Genomic DNA, 18,694 nt, shown 5'->3' with positions numbered 1-18,694 from the left:
CGCGGACCGAGCAGGGGAGCGAGCGATGTTGCTGCGTCAGCTGGAGTATCTGGTCGCACTCGCCAGAGAACGGCACTTCGCCCGTGCCGCGGCGGCCTGTTACGTGTCGCAGCCCTCGCTGTCCGCGGCGATCCGCAAACTGGAGCACGAACTGGACGTGCCCATCGTCCAGCGAGGTCGCCGCTTCGAAGGGCTGACCCCCGAGGGCGAACGGGTGCTGCTCTGGGCACACCGCATCCTCGCCGAGCGCGACGCCCTGCGCCATGAACTCTCCGCGATGCGCGACGGTCTGGCCGGCACCCTGCGGCTGGGCGCCATCCCCACCGCCCTGACCGCCGCCTCACTGCTCACCACCCCGTTCGTGGAACGGCATCCCCGGGCCCGGGTCTCGCTCGACTCCCTCTCCTCCCGCGAGATCGCCCAGCGGCTGGCCGAGTTCGAACTGGACATCGCGCTCACCTATCTCGACGACGACAGCCTCGGCCACGTCCGCAGGAGTCCGCTGTACGAGGAGCGCTATCTGCTGCTCACCCCGCACGGCGGATCGATGACGGGCCGCCCGGTCGCCCGCTGGGCGGAGATCGCCGGGCTGCCGCTCTGCCTGCTCTCCCCGCAGATGCGCAACCGCCGGATCATGGACGAGTACTTCGCCGCCGAGGGCGTCACCGCCGTGACCCCCGCCATCGAGACGGACTCCGTCGCCGGTCTGTACGCGCATCTCGCGGCCGGTCACTGGTCGAGCGTCATCTCCCACGCCTGGCTGCACATGTTCGGAGTTCCCGACGGGATGCGGGTGATCCCGCTCGAACACCCGGCGCACGGACCGCGTGTGGGCCTGGTCATCGCCGACCGCAGCCCCGAACCCGTGCTGGCCAGAGCCCTGTTGGAGATAGCCAGGGAGGCGGGCGTACGGGAGGCGCTGGACCGGCTCCTGGACACCTATCTGAGTCCGGCGACCCCGTCGGGAGATCCGGGATAGCCGTTTCCTATCCCGACATAGAAGCATTCATTTTGACCATGACCTGGCGGTGCAGGAGTGTTGAAGACATCTTCCCGCAGCGATGAATGAGGAGCCGCAGTCATGGCAAAGGTGCTGTGTGTGCTGTACGACGACCCGGTCGACGGATACCCCAAGACCTACGCTCGCGACGACCTCCCGCGTATCGACCACTACCCGGGCGGCCAGACCACCCCCACTCCGCAGGGCATCGACTTCACCCCCGGGCAGCTCCTCGGCAGTGTCTCCGGTGAGCTGGGTCTGCGTACGTTCCTGGAGTCCCGCGGCCACACCCTCGTCGTCACCTCGGACAAGGACCGGGAGGGGTCGGTCTTCGACCAGGAACTGGTCGACGCCGATGTGGTCATCTCGCAGCCGTTCTGGCCCGCCTACCTGACGGCGGAGCGCATCGCCAAGGCCGAGAACCTGAAGCTCGCCATCACGGCGGGCATCGGCTCCGACCACGTCGACCTCGACGCCGCCATCGCCAAGGGCATCACCGTCGCCGAGGTCACGTACTGCAACAGCATCAGCGTCGCCGAGCACGTCGTGATGATGACGCTGTCGCTCGTACGGAACTACCTGCCCTCGCACCAGTGGGTCCTGGACGGCGGCTGGAACATCGCGGACTGCGTCGCCCGCTCGTACGACCTGGAGGGCATGCAGGTCGGCACCGTGGCCGCGGGCCGGATCGGGCTCGCCGTCCTGCGCAGGCTGGCGCCCTTCGACGTCGGGCTGCACTACACCGACCGTCACCGGCTGCCCGAGTCCGTCGAGCAGGAGCTGGGGCTCACCTGGCACGAGAGCGCGGCCGACATGGTCCCGCACTGCGACGTGGTGACGATCAACGCGCCCCTGCACCCCGAGACGGAGGGGCTCTTCGGCGACGAGCTGCTCGCCACCATGAAGCGCGGCGCCTACCTCATCAACACCGCCCGCGCGAAGATCGCCGACCGTGACGCCATCGACCGCGCGCTGCGCAGCGGCCAGCTCGCCGGTTACGCGGGCGACGTGTGGTACCCGCAGCCCGCGCCGGCCGACCACCCGTGGCGGACCATGCCGCACCACGGCATGACCCCGCACATCTCCGGCTCCTCGCTCTCCGCCCAGGCCCGCTATGCCGCCGGGACCCGGGAGATCCTGGAGTCCTTCTTCGCGGACACCCCGCTGCGCGACGAGTATCTGATCGTCGACAAGGGGGCGCTGGCCGGGGTCGGGGCCCACTCGTACTCCGTGAAGAACACCTGACCGGGACTCCGACCGGGGCTCCGACCGGGACTCTGATCGAGATACCTGATCAGGCGCTTGATCAGGACATCTGATCCGGTGTCATAGCTCTGCGGTACAAAGCCATCTGACGTCGATTCAGCCGCTCACGGCCCACGCTCCAGGCCGGGGCGGCTGTGTCGCGTCCGCTCACCCGTTCGGCACACTGGTGCCGTGTCCACACTTCCTCACCAGGTACAACAGGGCCTTCCGACCGGCCATATGGTCGTCTGCGGCGACGACACCCTGGCCCACCGGCTGGCGAGCGAGCTGCGCGACGTCTATGGCGAACGGGTGACGCTCGTCGTCCCGCCGGTACGCCCCTCCCGCCTCCCGCCCGCTCCGCTGGCCGGTCTGGGCCGGGCCTCGGCGTTCTTCGGTCGGATGTCCGCGGCCATGGCCCGTACGGCCGCGACGCTCCCGGAACCGGCGGGGGAGGGGACCAGGAGACCGGACGGTCCGCGTCTCCTCGAAGCGGCGGAACTCGACGAGGACGTCCTCGTCGACGCCGGAGTGGAGGAGGCGGCGGCGCTCGCCCTCGTCCATGACGACGACGACATCAACATCCGGGTCGCGCTCGCCGCCCGCCGGCTCAACCCCCAGCTGCGGCTGGTCATCCGGCTCTACAACCGCAAGCTCGGCCAGCATCTGGAGGAACTGCTCGACCAGGCGGCGGCCGTCGCCCTCCCCGGTCTCGACCGGGCGGCCCTGGACGCCACCACCACCGTCCTCTCGGACGCCGACACCGCCGCCCCCGCACTGGCCGCCACCGCCGTCGCGGGGACGAGCAAGGTGGTACGGGCCGACGGCCTGCTGCTGCGGGCCGTGGAGCGCAACCCGCCGGGGCCCGGCGAGGTCGCCGACCCGGGGCTGTGCACCCTCGCCCTGCTCTCCGCCACCACCAACGACCCGGCCGGGGCGGAGGGTTCGGACAACAGCGGCCAGGACGGCCCGCGACTGCTGCCCGACGACGCGAGCGCCGCCGCCGCCACCGGACGCGGCACGGTCGTGCTGGAAGCCGTCTCGCACGCCGCGCCCGACCTGCCGCCGCGCAGGCTCACGGGCCGCGGCGCCCCGCTCGCCTCACTGTTCTCGCGCCGGCTGCGGTGGTCCTTCGCCGGGATCATCGCCGCCGTACTCGCCCTCGCGGTCGTGTCGTCGCTGGTCACCGGGGCTCATCCGCTGGGCGCGATGTACCTCACGCTGCTCGACCTCTTCGCCATCGGCGATCCCGCCGTGGGCGAGCCCGCGCCCCGGCAGGTCATGCAGCTCCTCGCCATGGTCACCGGAGTCCTGATGCTGCCCGTGGTGCTCGCGGCGGTCCTGGAGGCGCTCGGCACGTTCCGTACGGCATCGGCGCTGCGCCGGCCGCCGCGCGGCATCTCCGGTCATGTCGTACTCCTCGGACTCGGCAAGATCGGCAGCCGGGTGCTCGTACGCCTGCGTGAGCTGGGCATCCCCGTGGTGTGCGTGGAGGAGGACCCCGACGCGCGGGGGATCGCGCTCGCCCGCGGCCTGCGCGTGCCGACCGTCCTGGGAGACGTGACCCAGGAGGGGGTGCTGGAGGCGGCCAAGATCGAGCGGGCGCACGCCCTGCTCGCCCTCACCAGCGTCGACACCACCAATCTCGAGGCCGCGCTGTACGCGCGCTCCGTCGCCCCCGATCTGCGGGTGGCGCTGAGGCTGTACGACGACGACTTCGCGACCGCCGTCTACCGCACCCTGCGCGCGGCGCACCCCGGTGCGCTCACCCGCAGCCGCAGCGTCTCCACCCTGGCGGCCCCCGCCTTCGCCATCGCCATGATGGGGCGCCAGATCCTCGGGGCGATCCCGGTGGAACGCAAGGTGCTGCTGATGGCCGCCATCGATGTGGCGGGTCATCCGCGGCTGGAGGGCCGTACGGTCGCGGAGGTGTTCCGGCCGGGCGCCTGGCGGGTCATCGCGCTGGACACCGCCGCGCCCGGGGACCGGGTGCCCGATCTCGCCGACACCCGGCTCGATCACGAGGAGCGGCGGCCGGCCGGGCTGGTCTGGGATCTGCACCCCGGCTATGTGCTGCACCCCCGGGACCGGGTGGTGCTGGCGGCGACCCGCAGGGGCCTGGCGGAGCTGCTCGGGCGGCGGTCCGCCTCCCGGACCCGCCCGGCGGGGTGATCCCGGTCGCCGCGGCTGTGGAGCGGCCTTCCGCCGCGGCGCACCGGGGATGCGGCGGGGCCCGGCGGGCACGAGAATGGCGAACACCGGATGAACGAGGAGGCGGCATGAACGCAGAGTCCACGGCGCAACCGGAGCCCGAGAGCGTGACCCCCGACCGGCTGTTGCACACCGGCGCGTGCGACCAGGTCACGGCCGAAGATCTCGCGCTCGCCTCCGGCCGCGATCTCACCCCGGAGAACATCGAATGGGCCAGGCGCCGACTGGCCGAGAGGGGCCGCGCGGCCATCGAGGAGCAGCTGCCCTAGCCGTACCGCGGCTGCCGTGGCGCGACCGCGACAGCCGCCGCGTCCCCGACCACGCGCCTCGCGCACCGAGCGCGCCCCGCCGAGCGGCGGGGCGCGCTTCTCCGTGCGGCCGGCCGGGCGTCGCCTCCGTCGCGGCGGCCTCGGGGAACCGCCGTGCACGACAAGGGACTTGTGCGGTCAGCGTGGTTGGCGCAGTCCCGCGACGAGGAGTGCGACCAGTCCGCGTGCGTCGTAGTCGGGATCGCTGTCGGCGCCGACGCAGAGGTTTCCGATGCCGTGCATGAGCTGGAGGGCGTCGAGGCCGGAGCGGATCTCACCGGCGGCGACAGCGGCGTCGAGGAGTTCGGCGCACACCGGCACGAGGCGGTCGAGGAAGTAGGCGTGCAGCGTCTCGAAGCGGGCGTTGTCGGTCCGCAGCGCCGCGGCGAGGCCGTGCTTGGTGACCAGGAAGTCGACGAAGAGGTCGACCCACCGTCCGAGTGCGGCGTGCGGTGTCGGGCCGGCCGCCAGCAGGACAGGCCCGGCTTCGGCGCAGGCGTCGACCTGGTGGCGGTAGACGGCGATGACGAGGTCCGCCCGGGTGGGGAAGTGGCGGTAGATCGTGCCCATCCCGACGCCGGCCTTGGCCGCGATATCGCGCACCGGGGCTTCCACACCCGAGGTGACGAAGACCGTGGCGGCCGCCTCCAGCAGGGTCTGGCGGTTGCGCCGGGCGTCCTTGCGCTGGGATCCGGCCGCGCTTCCCGTGCTCCCGCTCCGGCCGCTGTCGTTCACCGCGACGCTCCTTCCGTGAGGTACACCAAGCGGAACGATGATCCGTATCGCGAATGGAGCGGCGTTCCGTTTCGCCCATGATGGCAGACCCGGGGCCGGGTGCCCGGCGCCGGTGATCGCATCGATGATCGCCGGGGCCGTAGCCCCGCCGATCGCATCCGTAAGCTCGCGTCCTCCCGCTCGTCACCGAACTCGCCTACGCTCCCCCTCGATTGACATGCCCAAGACATGCGCAACGGGAGGAACAAGGGATATGGCAAAGCTCCTTCGCACCATGGTGACGGCCGGTGCCGTCGCCGTGCTCGCCTTCGCCACCACGTCGGCCGCCGCCGCCGACACGGGCACGCTGCCGTACCCCTCCACCACCGGGGTCGGTGTCCACAACGCGTACGAGAAGGCGACCTTCCCGTACTTCGCGGACGCGCTGGACTCCGGAGCCGGGATGCTCGAACTCGACGTATGGACCAATGTGTTCGGCGCCTCCTGGCGCGTGTCCCACAGCAATCCGCTGGGCAATGACAACAACTGCGCCAACGCCACCACGGTGAGCCAGCTGCGCACCAACGCGAAGGACCGCGATCTGGCCGGCTGCCTGACCGACCTCAAGACCTGGCACGACGCCCACCAGGGCCACCGGCCCATCGTCATCAAGATCGAGATGAAGGACGGCTTCCAGGGGCAGGCCGGCCGTGGCCCCGCCGCCCTCGACGCGCTGCTCAACAGCAAGCTCGGCGACGCGCTCTACCGCCCCGCCGACCTGGTGGGCGACCGCGGCGACCTCGACCAGGCCGCCCAGGCCGGCGCCTGGCCGACGCGCGCGCAGATGGCCGGCAAGTTCATCGTCGAGCTGATCCCCGGCACGGTGGAGGAGCAGAATCCGCTCGACACCCTGTGGACCGACCGTGAGTACGCCACCTATCTGCGTGACCTCAAGGCGGCGGGCCGGCTGGGCGAGGCCGCGGCCTTCCCCGCCGTCCACAAGGCCACCGCCGGTGATCCGCGCACCCGCTACACGGACGCGACGATCAGGCCCTGGTTCGTGTTCTTCGACGGCGATGCCTCCGCCTACGCGGCCGGCACCATCGACACCGCCTGGTACGCGCAGCGGAACTACTTCCTGCTGATGACGGACGCCCACAACGTCCCGCCGGCCATCGACGGCTCCAACCCCACCGAGCAGCAGGCCCGCGACCGGCTGACGCTGCTGGCCCAGCGGAACGCCAGCCTGATCTCGGCCGACTGGCGCGCGCTGCCGACGGTGCTCGCGACCGTCGTCCCGCGCGGCTGAGGAACCCCGCGCGGCCGAGGCGCCCGGCGCGCCCGAGGCGCCCGGCGCGGAGCATCCCACGGGGAGCCGCACACGTCCCGGGGCCGGTACCGCTCACCGGCCCCGGGGCTCGCTGCCCGGCCGGGCCGACGCCCGGTCACACAGCCGCGTCCGTCCCGCGCGGCCGGCCGTGCTCCGTCACGTCGTGCGCCGCGAGGACCGTCTCGACCGTGTCCGCCTCCGTCGCGGACTTGTCCTCGCGGTAGCGGACCACCCGGGCGAAGCGCAGCGTCACGCCCGCCGGGTAGCGGGACGAGCGCTGGAGACCGTCGTACGCGATCTCGACCACCAGGTCAGGACGTACGGTCACGGTGAAGCCGTCGTCACGGACCGCCAGTTCCCGCAGACGTTCCGTCTGCCACTCCAGCATCTGGTCCGTCAGCCCCTTGAACGTCTTGCCGAGCATCGCGAACGAACCGTCCGGCCGGCGCGCGCCCAGATGCAGGTTGGAGAGTCTGCCGGTGCGCCTGCCGTGTCCCCACTCCGCGGCGAGCACCACGAGATCCAGGGTGTGCACCGGTTTCACCTTCAGCCAGCCCGCCCCGCGCCGGCACGCGCTGTAGGGGGTGTCGAGCGCCTTGACCACCACACCCTCATGGCCCCGGGCCAGGGTGTCGCGCAGGAACGCCTCGGCGGCCCGCGCCTCCTCCCGGGCCGCGCCGGTGACCACGAGCCGCCGTACCCGCATCGGCTCGGGGACCAGCCGTGCCAGCGCCTCGTGCCGCTCCGCGCACGGCAGTTCCAGCACGTCCTCGCCCCCGGCGGCGAGGATGTCGAAGAAGACCGGTGACAGCGGAACGGCCGCGGCGGCGGACTGTACGTCCATCCGCGAGCCGACCCGGCTCGCGATCTCCTGGAACGGCCTCGGCCTGCCCTCCGCGTCCAGCGCGATGACCTCCCCGTCCAGGACGAAGCGGTCGCCCGGCAGCTCCAGCGCGATCGCGGTCACCTCGGGCAGCCGGTCCGTGATGTCGTCGAGCGTGCGCGTGAAGATCCGTACCGTCGGCCCGTCGCGGTGCACCTGCACCCGGATGCCGTCCAGTTTCTCCTCGATGGCGCACTCCCCGAGCCGGTCCATCGCCTCCGCGACGCTCGCCGCGCTCTGCGCGAGCATCGGCAGTACGGGCCGCCCCACCGTGAGCAGGAACTCCTCGAGCACCCGCGGCCCCTCCGCCAGCAGCCGCTCCGCCACCCTCTGGAGGGAACCCGCCAGCATCACCGCCCGGCGCACCGCGGCGGGCCGCGCGCCCGAGGTCTCCGCCAGCGCCTCGACGGCGACGGCGTCCAGCGCGCCCTGGCGCACCTCGCCGGAGACCAGCCCCACCAGGAAGCGCTGCTCCTCCTCGGTGGCCGCGCCCAGCAGTTCCTGGACCAGCCGCCGTCGCTCGCCCTGTGCGCCGCGGCCCGCCACGGCGGCGAGGGCGGTGAAGGCGGCATCGACCCGGTGCACGGTCAGCAGCGCGCGGTCCGCCGGCGGGGGCGGGTCCTTCAGCGCGTTCCAGCCGACTCCGATCCTGCCCTGCGGCAGCCGCCCGGCCAGATACGGGATGACGATGGGCACGTCCTCGGGTCCCGCCGTACGGAACAGTCCGGCCAGCAGGGAGATCTTCCGGGAGCGCGCCGAGGTCTCGGCGACCTCCCGGGAGACATGCGCGAGCGGTGCCAACAGCATGCTGCCATCGTGCTACGCCGCGCGCGGGTCCGCCCGTCCTGGCCGGATACCCGTCCGCATACCCGCCGTACCCGCCCGCGCGCGAGCCCGGCAGGGCCGGATCGAACGTCCGTCCCCGCCCGGCCGCGGTGGCGGCCGCCACCGCGGCACATTCTCCGGGCAATGGCCGGGCTCGGCCCCGACACCCGTCCCGCCCCGTACACACTCCAGGACGGTGCGGCCATACTGGACGGGCCGGGGAGGGCGCAGCGAGGTGACGGGGGCGACAGCACGCGATGGCGGACACCAGGCTGATCCAAGGCCGCTACCGGCTGCTCGACCGGATCGGGCGCGGGGGGATGGGCGAGGTGTGGCGGGCCCGCGACGAATCGCTCGGCAGGCACGTCGCGGTCAAGTGCCTCAAGCCGCTGGGCCCGCAGCAGGACCAGTCCTTCACCCGGATCATGCGGGAGCGGTTCCGCAGGGAGGCGCGGGTCGCCGCCGCCCTCCAGCACCGGGGCGTCACCGTCGTCCATGACTTCGGCGAGGACGACGGCGTGCTCTATCTCGTGATGGAACTGCTCGACGGACGCAACCTCAGCCAGCTGCTGGAGGACAACCAGCAGCATCCGCTGCCGGTGCCCCATGTCGTCGACATCGCCGAGCAGGTCGCGGACGCCCTCGCGTACACCCATGGCCAGGGCATCGTCCACCGGGACCTGAAGCCCGCCAACATCATGCGGCTCTCCGACGGCACGGTGAAGATCTGCGACTTCGGCATCGCGCGGCTCGGCCATGACATCGGCTTCACCTCGCGGCTGACCGGCACGGGCATCGCGATGGGCACCCCGCACTACATGTCGCCCGAGCAGATCGGCGCCGGCCAGGTCGACCACCGCAGCGACCTCTACTCGCTGGGCTGTGTGCTGTACGAGATCGCCACCGGCGCCCCGCCGTTCGACCTGGGCGACACCTGGGCGGTCCTGGTCGGCCACCGTGACACGATCCCGGAGCCGCCGCGCAAGCACCGGTCGGAGCTGCCGGAGTTCTTCGACCGGCTCGTCCTCGATCTGCTGGCCAAGACACCGGAGGAGCGGCCCGCCGACGCGGGGGATCTGCGGCGCAGGATCGGCGCCGCGCGTACGGCCCAGGGCCCGGCGGGCACGGTCCCGGGGAGCACGGCGCCCGGGTACACGGGCCCGGTCAGTACGGGCCCGGTGAGCACAGGGCCGCACACACCCCCGGCGTTCCCCGCGCGGGACGAAGGTCCCGCGCCCTACGGTCCTGGCGGCTCGGGGCCGCCGTCGGGCGGTTCCCGGCTGCCGTCCTGGGCCCGCTCCATGACCACCGGTCACAAGGCGACCGGTGTGTCCGTGCTGCGGCCCACCCCGCCCGACCACTCCGCGGGCCTCACCGGCGAGTGGACCCGGCCGGCCGATCCGCGCGCCACCACCGGAACGTACCCGGCCGCGGCGCGGCCCACCCCGTCCCCCGAGCAGCTCGCGGTCCTCGTCAGCCGGCACAACGCCGGTCTGAGCCTCGGCCGGCTAGGCCGCTGGGAGGAGGCGGGCGAGGTGCACCGCGCGGTCGCCGCGGAACGCGAGCACGCCCTCGGCCCCGACCATCCCGACACCCTCGCCAGCCGGTACGAGGTCGGGTTCACGCTCAGCAGGACCGGGCGTGCGGCGGACGCGCTGCGCGAGTTCACCCGCGTCGCGGAGGGGCGGGCCCGCGCGCTCGGCCAGGACCATCCGGAGACGCTGGCCGCCCGCCAGGAGACGGCGTTCGCGCTGGGGCAGCTCGGCCGGCATTTCGAGGCCCATGACGTGTTCGCCGCGGTGCTCGCCTCGCGCGAGCGCACCATGGGCCCCGACCATCCGGACACCCTGCGCTGCCGCCACAACCTGGCGTACAACCTCAGCCGTCTCGGCCGCCTGGAGGACGCCTACCGGCTGGCCCACTCGGTCGCCGTGGCGCGCGCCCGGGTGCTCGGCGCCGACCATCCCGACACGCTGGTCAGCCAGTACGAGGTGGGTTATGCGCTGGGGCGGCTCGGCCGCTGGCCGGAGGCGCTGGGCGCCTACCGTGAGGTGGCCGCCGTCCGCGCCCGCGCGCTGGGCCCCGACCACCCCGACACACTCTCCGCGCGCTACGAGATCGGTATCAGCCTGGGACGGCTGGGCCGCAGCGAGGAGGCCCTCGATCTGTACCGCGGGCTCGTCGCCGACCGGAGCCGTGTCCAGGGGCCGCTGCATCCGGAGACCCTCCGGGCCCGGCACGGCTTCGGGGTCAACCTGGGCCGCCTCGCCCGCTGGGACGAGGCGCTCGCGGAGGCCCGTGAGGTGTGCGCGGCCCGGGAACAGGTCCTCGGCGCCGACCACCCCGACACCCTCGTCAGCCGCCGGGAGATCGCCGTCGGCCTGGGCTGGCTGGAGCGCTGGCCCGAGGCCCTGACCGTCTACCGCAGGGTCGCGGAGGCCCGGGACCGGGTCCTGGGCCCCGTCCACCCGGAGACCCTGGCGGCCAGGAACGACGAGGCGCACTGCCTGGAACAGCTGGGACGGGGAGCGGAGGCGGTGGAGCTGTACCGCCAGGTCGCCGCGTTGCGCCAGCAGCACGGCACCAGGGGCCGCTGAGCGCGCGTCCCCGCTGTCGGCGCCCCCGTCGCCGGCCCCGGAACCCTGACGCGCACATCCCGCCGGGCCCGCGTGTCTCGTACCACGCGGTCATCGTCCGGAGGCGGTCACCACCGTCAGTCCTCCGACACCACCCAGCCGGCCGCCTCGATGCGCGCCGCGTCCTTCCGACGCGCCTCGTCGAAGACCGGGCTCCCGCCGTCATCGATCCGCAGCCCGTCCACGTACGCGCCGCGTCCCACGTACAGCCGGTCCGTCGTGTACCGCCAGCGCAGCCGCACCGCCGTATCGCGCCAGTCCGCCAGGTCCGCGGTCAGCCGGTGCCAGACGCGCCCCGACCAGCCCGTGGCCGTACCCGCCGGGTGCGCCAGCGGCTCCTGCCCGGCGCGTACGGTCGTGAAGGGCACCGGCCGCCAGCTCGTCCCGGCGTCGGCCGACGCCTCCAGGAACAGTCCGTCCGCGTCCGGCTCGGTGTCCCACCACAGCGAACAGCGCAGCACCCCGGCGCGGGCCGTGACCGGGGGCAGGGTCAGCGTGGCCGTCGTGGCGCCCGCCATGCCGGAGAACCACGCGGTTCGGCCATGCGCGGGCCGCACCGCGACGGCGCGTGCCATCCGGTCGGCCGTCGCGACGCGCGGCGCGCTGCCGGACCGCCAGCTCCGTACGGGGTGCACCGAGTTGCCGAGCACGATCAGGAAGGAGTCGGTCGTCGGGTCGAGGACGAGACTGGTGCCGGTGAACCCGGTGTGGCCCGCCGTGCCCGGGGTGGCCATCGCGCCCATGTACCAGTGCTGGTAGAGCTCGAAGCCCAGTCCGTGGGCGTCGCCGGGGAAGCCGGAGTTGAAGTCGGTGAACATCAGCTCCACGGACTCGGGCCGCAGGATCCGGGCCCGGCCGTACGCGCCGCCGTTCAGCAGCGTACGGGCGAGGATCGCCAGGTCCCAGGCGGGGGAGAAGACCCCGGCGTGGCCCGCGACCCCGCCGAGGCTGTAGGCGTTCTCGTCGTGCACCTCGCCCCACACCAGCCCCCGGTCGAGCCCGGACCACGGCCGGCGCGCGTCCTCGGTGGCGGCGATCTTCGGTCTCCAGGAGGCGGGCGGGTTGTAGCGCGTGCGGTGCATCGAGAGCGGAGCGGTGATCTCGTCGCGGAGCAGGGTGTCCAGCGTGTGACCGGTGATCCGCTCCAGGATCAGCTGGAGCGAGATCAGATTGAGGTCCGAGTACAGATAGGCCGTACCGGGCGGGCTCACCGGGGCCTCGTCCCACAGCAGCTGGAGCTTGCCCTCGTACGTCGGCGCCGTATAGAGCGGGACCCAGGCGCGGAAGCCGGACGTGTGCGTGAGCAGCTGGCGCACGGTCACGTCCTGCTTGCCCGCCCGCCCGAACTCCGGGAGATACGTGGTGACGCGGGCCGTCAGCTCCAGTGCTCCGCGCTCGATCTGCTGGACGGCGAGGATCGAGGTGAACAGCTTGGAGAGGGAGGCGAGATCGAAGACCGTGTCCTCGGCCATCGCGATCCGCCGCTCCGGCGGCAGCTCCACTCCGGTGTCGGTCTTCTCGTCGTAGGCCGCGTAGCGCACGGCCGCACCGAGCGGCCGGTGCAGGGCGACCGTCCCCCCGCGCCCGGCGAGCAGCACCGCGCCCGCGTACCAGGGATGTGCGGGGGAGGGACCGAGGAAGGCCGTCGCCTCGTCGACCAGCCGGTCCAGCTGGCCGGGGAGGAGGCCGGCCCGCTCGGCGGAGCCGTGCCGCAGCGTCGTCCGCGCCCTGCCACCGGACCCACCACGCGGTCCCGCCGCGGCGGCGCGGGCCGCGCCGTCGGCGAACGGGATCGGTGCCACGGCGAGGGCCCCGCCCAGGGCCAGTATCCCGCCGCCCAGCCTGCGCCGGCTCAGAGGCCGCGCGCCGCGCCGTCCACCGTCCCCCGCACTGTTCCGCGCGCCGCGCCGTCCGCCGGCCCCCGCGCCGCCCTCCGTACCGCTCGCTCCCTGTCCGTCCGCCCGGTCCTCCGCCACTTGGCAGCCCTCCCCTGAACGTCGTCTCCTGGGATCTCACCGTCAGGACCTCTTACCACAGCGGAACTGACACCGCATCACGGGTGACGGCACGGGGCCACCGTACGGCGCCGTCACCGAGCGCACCACCAGCACCTCTGGCAGCGTGAGGCGCATGAGGACGAGCATCGGCATCAGGTCACTGGTGTCCCAGTGGACCGTGGTGGTGCCGCTGGTCGCGGTGGTCGCGCTGGTCCTCAGCTGGGGGCGCAGCCTGCCGGGCTTCGCGGTCGCGCTCGTCGCCCTCTGTCTCGCGGGCGCCGTGCTCGCCGCCGTGCACCACGCCGAGGTCGTCGCCCACCGGGTGGGGGAGCCCTTCGGCTCGCTCGTCCTCGCCGTCGCGGTCACGGTCATCGAGGTGGCGCTCATCGTCACGCTGATGATCGACGGCGGCGACAGGACCGCCTCCCTCGCCCGTGACACGGTCTTCGCCGCCGTCATGATCACCTGCAACGGCATTCTCGGGCTCTGCCTGCTGGTCGGCGCCGTACGCAGCAGGGTCGCCGTCTTCAACGCGGAGGGCACCGGTACCGCGCTGGCCACCGTCGCCACCCTGGCCACACTGACGCTGGTGATCCCGACGTTCACCACCAGCAAGCCGGGCCCCGAGTTCTCGCCCGCGCAACTGGCCTTCGCCGCGGTCGCCTCGCTCGTCCTGTACGGGCTCTTCGTCGCCGTACAGACCGTCCGTCACCGCGACTACTTTCTGCCCGTCACCCAGGAGGGGGATGTGCGGGAGGAGGACGCGCACGCGCCGCTGCCCACCCGCTCCGCGACCGTCCTGAGCCTGGTGATGCTGGTCGTGGCACTGATCGCCGTCGTCGGGGACGCGAAGGCGGTGTCCCCGACCATCGAGTCGGGTGTGGAGTCGGCCGGACTGCCACAGGCCGTGGTCGGTGTGGTCATCGCGCTGCTGGTGCTGCTGCCCGAGACGCTCGCCGCCGTGCGCGCCGCCCGCCGCGAGCGCGTGCAGACCAGCCTCAATCTGGCGCTCGGCTCCGCCATAGCGAGCATCGGTCTGACGATCCCGGCCATCGCGGTCGCCACGATCTGGCTGAGCGGGCCGCTGGTGCTCGGGCTGGGCGCCATCCATATGGTGCTGCTGGCGCTGACCGTGGTGGTGGGCGCCCTGACCGTCGCTCCGGGCCGGGCCACGCTGCTCCAGGGCGGCGTGCATCTGGGGATCTTCGCCGCGTTCGTCTTCCTCGCCATCAGCCCATGACCCGGACGGGACCCGGCGGATCCGGTGGGGGGCCGGGGGCGGTCCGGGGGATTGACCCGGACCGCGGCGGCCCGGAGGATCGCGCCATGAACGCCGAGGACCACACCGCGCCGGAACCCGACGACCCCCTGCGGGAGTTGCTCGACAGCACCGTCGACGGCGTGGTGCGCCGTACCGCGGCCCGGGTGCCCGACCGCGTGGCCGTACGGTACGCGGACCGCACCTGGACCTACGCGGAGCTGGACGCGGCCGTCTCCACCGCCGCCGCCGAGCTGCGCGGCCACGGTCTCGCGGACGGCGACCGGGTGGCGTCCTACGGCCACAACTCGGACGTCTATCTGATCGCCTATCTCGCCTGCGCGCGGGCCGGGCTCGTCCACGTACCGGTCAATCAGCACCTCACCGGCGACGACCTCGGCTATCTCGTGCGGCAGTCGGGCAGCGCGCTCGTCCTCGCGGATCCGGGCCTCGCCGGGCGGATCCCCGGCGACGTTCCGGTACGCGCGCTGCGGGACACCGACGACTCGCTGCTCGCCGCACTGGCCGCGCCGAGGCCGTACGAACGCGCCGGCGACCCCGGCGAGCTGTCCCAGCTGCTCTACACCTCGGGCACCACCGCGCTGCCCAAGGGCGCCATGATGACGCACCGCGCCCAGGTGCACGCGTACGCCAGCTCCATCACCGCCCTGGACCTGCGGGAGAGCGACCGGCCGGTCCACTCGCTGCCGCTCTACCACTCCGCCCAGATGCATGTCTTCCTGCTGCCGTATCTCGCGGTCGGCGCGGAGAACACGATCCTGGACGCACCGGACGCGGAGACGATCTTCACACTCGTCGGCGCGGGCCGTGCGGACAGCCTCTTCGCGCCGCCCACCGTATGGATCGGCCTCTCGCAGCACCCCGAGTTCACCACGCGCGACCTGACCGCGCTGCGCAAGGCGTACTACGGCGCCTCGGTCATGCCGGTGCCCGTACTGGAACGGCTGCGCGCCCGGCTGCCCTCGCTCGCCTTCTACAACTGCTTCGGACAGAGCGAGATCGGCCCCCTCGCCACGGTCCTCGGACCCGGCGAGCACGAGGGCCGGATGGACTCCTGCGGCAGGCCCGTCCGGCATGTCGAGGCACGGGTCGTCGACGAGAGCGGCGAGGACGTTCCGGACGGTACGGCGGGCGAGGTCGTCTACCGGTCGCCGCAGCTCTGCGCGGGGTACTGGGACAAGCCGGAGGAGACGGCGGAGGCGTTCCGCGACGGCTGGTTCCACTCCGGGGACCTCGCCGTGCGGGACGCGGAGGGCTACTACACGGTCGTGGACCGGGTGAAGGACGTCATCAACTCCGGCGGGGTGCTGGTCGCGTCCCGGCAGGTCGAGGACGCTCTCTACACCCATCCCGGCGTCGCCGAGGCCGCGGTCGTCGGACTGCCGGACGACCGCTGGATCGAGGCCGTCACCGCCGTTGTCGTCCCGCGCGGCGAGGTCACCGAGGCCGAACTCCTCGCCCACGCACGCGAGAAGCTCGCCCACTTCAAGGCGCCGAAGCGGATCGTGTTCGTGGCGGCGCTGCCGCGCAACGCCAGCGGGAAGATCCTCAAGCGTGAGCTGCGGGACCGTCTCAGCCGGTCCTGAGGCACCGCGCGGGACCGGGGCCGGGCCTGGCGGCCGGAACCGGGGGCCGGAACCAGGGGCCGGGACCGGTCGGGGCCCGGCCCCCGGGCTCAGCGGGGCCTGAGGTCCACGATCCGTTTGATCTTGCCCACCGAGCGCTCCAGCGTCTCCGGATCGACGACCTCCACCGCCACCGAGACCCCCACCCCGTCCTTGACCGCCGTGGCGATCGCCCGCACCGCGTCCGCGCGCTGCGCGGAGGTCGCGTCCGCGCGGGCCTCGGCCCGTACCGTCAGCGCGTCCATCCGGCCCTCGCGCGTCAGCCGGAGCTGGAAGTGCGGGGCCACCCCCGGCGTGCGCAGTACGATCTCCTCGATCTGGGTGGGGAAGAGGTTCACCCCGCGCAGGATCACCATGTCGTCGGACCGGCCCGTGATCTTCTCCATCCGGCGGAAGACCCGGGCCGTACCGGGCAGCAGCCGGGTGAGATCCCGGGTCCGGTAGCGGATCACCGGCATCGCCTCCTTGGTGAGCGAGGTGAAGACCAACTCGCCCTCCGCGCCGTCCGGCAGCACCTCCCCGGTGAACGGATCGACCACTTCCGGATAGAAGTGGTCCTCCCAGATGTGCAGGCCGTCCTTCGTCTCCACACACTCCTGGGCGACCCCCGGGCCCATCACCTCCGACAGCCCGTAGATGTCGACCGCGTCGATCGCGAACCGCTCCTCGATCTCACGCCGCATCTCCTCCGTCCAGGGCTCGGCGCCGAAGATGCCCACCTGGAGGGAGGTCGTACGGGGATCCACACCCTGGCGCTCGAACTCGTCGAGCAGCGTCAGCATGTACGACGGCGTCACCATGATGATCTCGGGGCGGAAGTCCTGGATCAGCTGGACCTGCCGGGCGGTCATGCCCCCGGACGCCGGGATCACCGTGCAGCCGAGCCGCTCGGCGCCGTAGTGCGCGCCGAGTCCGCCGGTGAAGAGGCCGTAGCCGTAGGCCACATGGACCTTGTGCCCGGGGCGGCCACCCGCCGCCCGGATCGAGCGGGCCACCACATCGGCCCAGGTGTCCAGATCCCGCTGGGTGTATCCGACGACGGTCGGCCGGCCCGTGGTGCCGCTGGAGGCGTGGACGCGCCGCACCTCCGACTGGTCCACGGCGAACATCCCGAACGGATAGTTGTCCCGCAGATCGGCCTTGACGGTGAACGGGAAGCGCGCCAGATCGGCGAGCGAGCGGCAGTCCTCGGGACGCAGCCCCGCCCGGTCGAAGGCCAGCCGGTAGTGGCCGACGTTGTCGTAGGCGTGCCGCAGTGTGGCGCGCAGCCGTTCCAGTTGCAGCACGGCCAGCTCCTCGCGGCTGAGCTGTTCCGCCGCGTCCAGCAGAGATGTCATGGGCGCTCTCCCGGTCCCTCGGACAGTGCGGTCCGATCGACCGATCATTCGGTTGATCGTCCCGGGATCAGTAATTCAGGAGTGCCGGTGAGCGTCAAGAGCCGCGACACGGCCCGCGCGGCGACTCCCCGCCCACAGGCCCGCCCCACCCGGCCCGGTCTCGCGGAGGTGCGCGCGGAGATCAACCGCGTCGATCACGCGCTCGTACGGGCGATCGTGCGGGCGGCCGAGGAGCGCGCCGCGCCGTTCTGTGGCGGTGTGCCGCCGGCCTCGGTGGTCCCGGCGGGCGGTGAACTGCCCCTGGAAACACCGCATATGACGGCACCGCACCGCGCCCTCGGCTCCGTCCGCCGGCCATGACCCGTCCCGCGGGGACCCCGCGGCGCGGCCTGTCCGGGACCGGCGCCGGTCGATAGGGTGGCCCCGGGACGACGCAGTGGGAGGAGCAGGACGTGGCTGAGAGCACCACCACCCATAAGCCGCTTTCGGGCTGGGACAAGCCGGAACTCGATCTGAGCAACGCGGACTGGCAGTCGAGCAGCCGGGGCACGGGCGACGTCCAGATCGCCTTCGTCGAAGGGTTCATCGCCATGCGCAACAGCGGCCGGCCGGAGAGCCCGTCGCTGATCTTCAGCCCGGCCGAGTGGCGGGCCTTCGTGATCAACGCGCGCGACGGGGAGTTCGACCTCACCTGACGGAACGGAGCCGGCGCGGGCGGCGCCGCCGGCGGAGCGCGTCCCGGCTGACAGAGCGTGGGCGGCCGGCTCCGGTGAAGTGGTACGACCCCGTACCATGGTGGGATGTCCTTTCTCCGCCGCCGCAGCGCCGCCACACCCGCGGGCCCGGACTTCGATGTCCTGGCCATGGACCCGGGTGACTGGCCCGGCAATCTGGGGGCGGGACTGCTGCCCGCGCCCGATGGCAGCTGCCAGGGTGTCTTCCTCCGGTACGACCTGTTCGGTGGTCGTGGCCCCGCGATGATCATCGGCAATCTGCCCGCGGGGTCGCCCGCCCGCGAGCTGGCCGACGGGCAGATCCCGTTCGAGGTGGCGCAGCTGCTCCTGGCGCTGGAGAACGAGGAGCCGGTCGAGGTGACCGGGGCCGAGGACATTCCGGTGATGCAGGGGGACAACCTCCTGATCGTGCGCCGGCTCAAGCTCTCGGAAAGCCGGATCTCCTGCGTGCAGTTCGACCGCAGCGACGATGTGCTGGTCACCATCGCCAGCTGGGACCGGCCCATCACGGACGATCTCTACGCACTGCTGAAGCCGCTGCCCGCGGAGCTGTTCCAGCAGGGCTGAGTC

At 72.7% G+C, this 18,694-nt stretch carries 15 protein-coding genes and 1 pseudogene; 12 read left to right on the top strand and 4 right to left on the bottom strand.

Translation table 11 applies throughout. The features are described 5' to 3' along the window. Window positions 1–25 precede the first annotated feature (25 nt). From CU044_RS07010 to CU044_RS06995, 4 genes are all read left to right on the top strand, one after another. A complete protein-coding gene (locus CU044_RS07010; protein WP_129767569.1) occupies window positions 26–979 on the top strand; it encodes a LysR family transcriptional regulator in 954 nt (317 codons plus the stop codon). 102 nt (window positions 980–1,081) lie between these two features. Beyond that, the gene (locus CU044_RS07005) at window positions 1,082–2,245 is read left to right on the top strand and encodes an NAD-dependent formate dehydrogenase (RefSeq protein ID WP_129767568.1); all 1,164 of its coding nucleotides are present in this window, start codon (window positions 1,082–1,084) and stop codon (window positions 2,243–2,245) included. A gap of 240 nt (window positions 2,246–2,485) precedes the next feature. Beyond that, a complete protein-coding gene (locus tag CU044_RS07000; RefSeq protein ID WP_129767749.1) occupies window positions 2,486–4,417 on the top strand; it encodes an NAD(P)-binding protein in 1,932 nt (643 codons plus the stop codon). A gap of 107 nt (window positions 4,418–4,524) precedes the next feature. Next, window positions 4,525–4,725, top strand: coding sequence for a hypothetical protein (locus tag CU044_RS06995; RefSeq protein ID WP_129767567.1), 201 nt, complete (start codon window positions 4,525–4,527; stop codon window positions 4,723–4,725). A 177-nt stretch (window positions 4,726–4,902) separates the two neighbouring features. On the opposite strand, the gene CU044_RS06990 is transcribed toward CU044_RS06995, so the two are convergent. After that, window positions 4,903–5,499: a TetR/AcrR family transcriptional regulator gene (locus CU044_RS06990; protein WP_129767566.1), complete on the bottom strand. Its 597-nt coding sequence runs from the start codon at window positions 5,497–5,499 to the stop codon at window positions 4,903–4,905. A 253-nt stretch (window positions 5,500–5,752) separates the two neighbouring features. On the opposite strand from CU044_RS06990, the gene CU044_RS06985 reads away from it, so the two are divergent. After that, window positions 5,753–6,787, top strand: coding sequence for a phosphatidylinositol-specific phospholipase C domain-containing protein (locus CU044_RS06985; protein WP_129767565.1), 1,035 nt, complete (start codon window positions 5,753–5,755; stop codon window positions 6,785–6,787). A gap of 136 nt (window positions 6,788–6,923) precedes the next feature. On the opposite strand, the gene CU044_RS06980 is transcribed toward CU044_RS06985, so the two are convergent. Then, the gene (locus tag CU044_RS06980) at window positions 6,924–8,498 is read right to left on the bottom strand and encodes an ATP-dependent DNA ligase (protein ID WP_129767564.1); all 1,575 of its coding nucleotides are present in this window, start codon (window positions 8,496–8,498) and stop codon (window positions 6,924–6,926) included. A gap of 108 nt (window positions 8,499–8,606) precedes the next feature. On the opposite strand from CU044_RS06980, the pseudogene CU044_RS39400 reads away from it, so the two are divergent. After that, window positions 8,607–8,792 (top strand): annotated as a pseudogene (locus CU044_RS39400) (DUF2236 domain-containing protein); the annotation flags it as partial. Next, window positions 8,774–11,113, top strand: a complete 2,340-nt coding sequence (locus tag CU044_RS06970) for a tetratricopeptide repeat-containing serine/threonine-protein kinase (RefSeq protein WP_129767563.1) — start codon at window positions 8,774–8,776, stop codon at window positions 11,111–11,113. The pseudogene CU044_RS39400 and the gene CU044_RS06970, both read left to right, overlap by 19 nt. Window positions 11,114–11,229: 116 nt before the next feature. Here the strand turns inward: CU044_RS06970 and CU044_RS06965 are convergent, their stop codons facing one another. Beyond that, complete coding sequence (locus CU044_RS06965) at window positions 11,230–13,008, bottom strand: serine hydrolase domain-containing protein (protein ID WP_240045422.1); 1,779 nt, start codon at window positions 13,006–13,008, stop codon at window positions 11,230–11,232. Window positions 13,009–13,282: 274 nt separating this feature from the next. On the opposite strand from CU044_RS06965, the gene CU044_RS06960 reads away from it, so the two are divergent. Both CU044_RS06960 and CU044_RS06955 read left to right on the top strand, forming a co-directional pair. Further along, window positions 13,283–14,389: an ionic transporter y4hA gene (locus CU044_RS06960; RefSeq protein ID WP_129767561.1), complete on the top strand. Its 1,107-nt coding sequence runs from the start codon at window positions 13,283–13,285 to the stop codon at window positions 14,387–14,389. An 86-nt stretch (window positions 14,390–14,475) separates the two neighbouring features. Further along, window positions 14,476–16,014, top strand: coding sequence for a fatty acyl-CoA synthetase (locus CU044_RS06955; RefSeq protein ID WP_129767560.1), 1,539 nt, complete (start codon window positions 14,476–14,478; stop codon window positions 16,012–16,014). Window positions 16,015–16,103: 89 nt separating this feature from the next. On the opposite strand, the gene paaK is transcribed toward CU044_RS06955, so the two are convergent. After that, the gene (paaK, locus tag CU044_RS06950) at window positions 16,104–17,390 is read right to left on the bottom strand and encodes a phenylacetate--CoA ligase PaaK (protein WP_129767559.1); all 1,287 of its coding nucleotides are present in this window, start codon (window positions 17,388–17,390) and stop codon (window positions 16,104–16,106) included. Window positions 17,391–17,477: 87 nt separating this feature from the next. On the opposite strand from paaK, the gene CU044_RS06945 reads away from it, so the two are divergent. From CU044_RS06945 to CU044_RS06935, 3 genes are all read left to right on the top strand, one after another. Further along, complete coding sequence (locus tag CU044_RS06945) at window positions 17,478–17,750, top strand: hypothetical protein (protein WP_129767558.1); 273 nt, start codon at window positions 17,478–17,480, stop codon at window positions 17,748–17,750. A gap of 92 nt (window positions 17,751–17,842) precedes the next feature. After that, complete coding sequence (locus CU044_RS06940) at window positions 17,843–18,085, top strand: DUF397 domain-containing protein (RefSeq protein WP_129767557.1); 243 nt, start codon at window positions 17,843–17,845, stop codon at window positions 18,083–18,085. Window positions 18,086–18,190: 105 nt separating this feature from the next. Beyond that, entirely contained in the window at window positions 18,191–18,691 is a 501-nt protein-coding gene (locus tag CU044_RS06935; protein ID WP_030353882.1) for a hypothetical protein, read from the top strand. The last annotated feature ends 3 nt before the right edge of the window (window positions 18,692–18,694 follow it).

This window comes from Streptomyces sp. L-9-10, from assembly GCF_004151105.1.
In the GTDB taxonomy this organism is placed as follows: Bacteria; Actinomycetota; Actinomycetes; order Streptomycetales; family Streptomycetaceae; genus Streptomyces.
The sequence above is the reverse complement of the archived record's forward strand: the minus strand, read 5'-3'. Positions and strand labels throughout refer to the sequence as shown.

Coding starts and splice junctions, on each gene's coding strand:
- CU044_RS07000 (WP_129767749.1), top strand. CDS start 2,486: ATGGTCGTCTGCGGCGACGACACCCTGGCCCACCGGCTGGCGAGCGAG.
- CU044_RS06955 (WP_129767560.1), top strand. CDS start 14,476: ATGAACGCCGAGGACCACACCGCGCCGGAACCCGACGACCCCCTGCGG.
- CU044_RS06970 (WP_129767563.1), top strand. CDS start 8,774: ATGGCGGACACCAGGCTGATCCAAGGCCGCTACCGGCTGCTCGACCGG.
- paaK (WP_129767559.1), bottom strand. CDS start 17,390: ATGACATCTCTGCTGGACGCGGCGGAACAGCTCAGCCGCGAGGAGCTG.
- CU044_RS06960 (WP_129767561.1), top strand. CDS start 13,283: ATGAGGACGAGCATCGGCATCAGGTCACTGGTGTCCCAGTGGACCGTG.
- CU044_RS07010 (WP_129767569.1), top strand. CDS start 26: ATGTTGCTGCGTCAGCTGGAGTATCTGGTCGCACTCGCCAGAGAACGG.
- CU044_RS06980 (WP_129767564.1), bottom strand. CDS start 8,498: ATGCTGTTGGCACCGCTCGCGCATGTCTCCCGGGAGGTCGCCGAGACC.
- CU044_RS06995 (WP_129767567.1), top strand. CDS start 4,525: ATGAACGCAGAGTCCACGGCGCAACCGGAGCCCGAGAGCGTGACCCCC.
- CU044_RS06985 (WP_129767565.1), top strand. CDS start 5,753: ATGGCAAAGCTCCTTCGCACCATGGTGACGGCCGGTGCCGTCGCCGTG.
- CU044_RS06935 (WP_030353882.1), top strand. CDS start 18,191: ATGTCCTTTCTCCGCCGCCGCAGCGCCGCCACACCCGCGGGCCCGGAC.
- CU044_RS07005 (WP_129767568.1), top strand. CDS start 1,082: ATGGCAAAGGTGCTGTGTGTGCTGTACGACGACCCGGTCGACGGATAC.